Here is a 1,790-nt window from a genome sequence, read left to right as displayed (position 1 = left end):
GGCTCACCGGTAGAGCCGGATGTGAAAATGATATACGCAGGACTCTTTGGTGACACCGTAACGGTACTATTGAGAGGAAGTATGTCCTTGATATCGTGGATATCAATGGCTTGCCCTGGGACCGCATCTAGGTTCAACGTGTCGGTGAGGGTAAAGCGTATGCCCGCGGTGGCATGAATACGTTGTTGCCGGGCGAGAGGCTGATGCGTCCCAATAGGCACATAACACCCGCCAGCAGCCAGAATGCCCAGTACAGCGCAGGCTTGGTCCACGCCTCTGGGTAAGGTGACAGCAACAGGCTCTTCAGGCTTCAGCCCCTGTTTAATGAGCAAGGCAGCAAGTTGGCGAGCACGGTATGCAAGTTCACCGTATGACAGCGTGGTTTGTTCAGCGATAAGCGCGGTGCGTTCGGGTGCTTTTGATGCCCATTCAAAGAAGGGGTGGTGAAGTGTGTGCACTGATCGTGATTGTAGAGTCGCGTTTGTTGCTTGGCGTGACACACATTGCTGTGCTGGCAATACAAGGTTTAAGTTGGCGCTCCAGTCAGATTGGATTAAGTTTTCAATGACTGAGACGTAGGTATCGAACATTTCATCGATCATATGTTCAGGGAATAGATCGTCGACACTGTCCCAAGATAAGGCCAATTCACCATCAAACTCATAAACCTGATGGTCAAGCCAAACCTGAGGTGTTTCTGATAGGCCTCCAGCCACCATTTTTGGGAATCCGGATTCAACCTGTTCAAATAACCCATTCCCTAAACCCAAGGTGCTGGTAAACACAATGGGAAGAGAAGCCGCCGTTAGGCTCATCTCTGACGAACGTTGGCGCTGAATCCAAATGGAAGAAATGGCTTTGTTTTCCAATACATCTGCGATCTCACGCTGCGTCGCTGAGGCTATATCAATTAAGGTACTGTTTTGCTGATGGTAAAAGCCAACAGGTGAAAGCGTCGTAAAGTCACCCATAATTGTGTTGATGTTCTTATGGACAGGCTGACGATCAAACAAGGTCAAATTAATAGAATGATTTTTCCCACCATTCCAAAGCCGGAGGACTTCACTGTAAGCAACCAGCAAGACGACTGACGGTGTAAATTGATACTGCTGCGCTTTTGCTTTTAAGGACGTCCATTTTTCTTCACTTAACCTGTGTTCACGGCGAGTAAATATGGGGGCGGTGAGTTGTTCTGGTTGTATTGCCAAAGGCAGAGATGCCCTCAGCGGAAGTACCTCTAGCTTTTCAGTCCAGAATTTTTCAGCCTTTTGTCTCTCTTCGTTACTTGGGGTGATTTGATTTACGTAATCTCTGAACAGCAAATCTGTTTTTTTAGGGAGAGGTCTTGGGTCCAAATATGTTTGGCTCAATTGCTCTAGGAACAACTTAATGCTGAAACCATCCAGCGTTAGATAATTGAAGATGATGCCGATACGGCAACGCGTTTTTGCTTGCAAGTCACGGTAAGATGCGACAAATATATGATGCAGTTGCTCAGTGATCTCGGGGTTGTTCTGACTTTTTGCTGATGTTGCATAGAACTGTTGATACAACCACTGTTGTGCGGTGTGTTCACCGTTCTGATCTGCTGTATTGTCGAACTGGTGACAGGTCGCTGCGATAGGTTGGGAAAAGGGTAATACACGCTGATTTCCATCATTTTCAATGACAACTCTGAGCATGTCATGATGCTGTACCAAGCTGTTCCAAGCGTTTTCAAGGCGAGCAATGTTAACGTCTTCGCCATCCAGCTCCACCAAGTAATGTGTCCCACAATTTAGCGGCAACCC

General features: G+C 47.3%; 1 protein-coding gene. It reads right to left on the bottom strand.

Going from position 1 to position 1,790, the window contains the following annotated elements:
- Positions 1-1,790, bottom strand: a 1,790-nt coding sequence (locus BM082_RS24505; protein WP_139218826.1) for an AMP-binding protein, incomplete at both ends; no start/stop codon positions are given.

This window comes from Enterovibrio norvegicus DSM 15893, from assembly GCF_900115495.1.
Taxonomy (GTDB): domain Bacteria; phylum Pseudomonadota; class Gammaproteobacteria; order Enterobacterales; family Vibrionaceae; genus Enterovibrio; species Enterovibrio norvegicus.
This window is presented reverse-complemented; position numbering and strand designations above follow the sequence as displayed.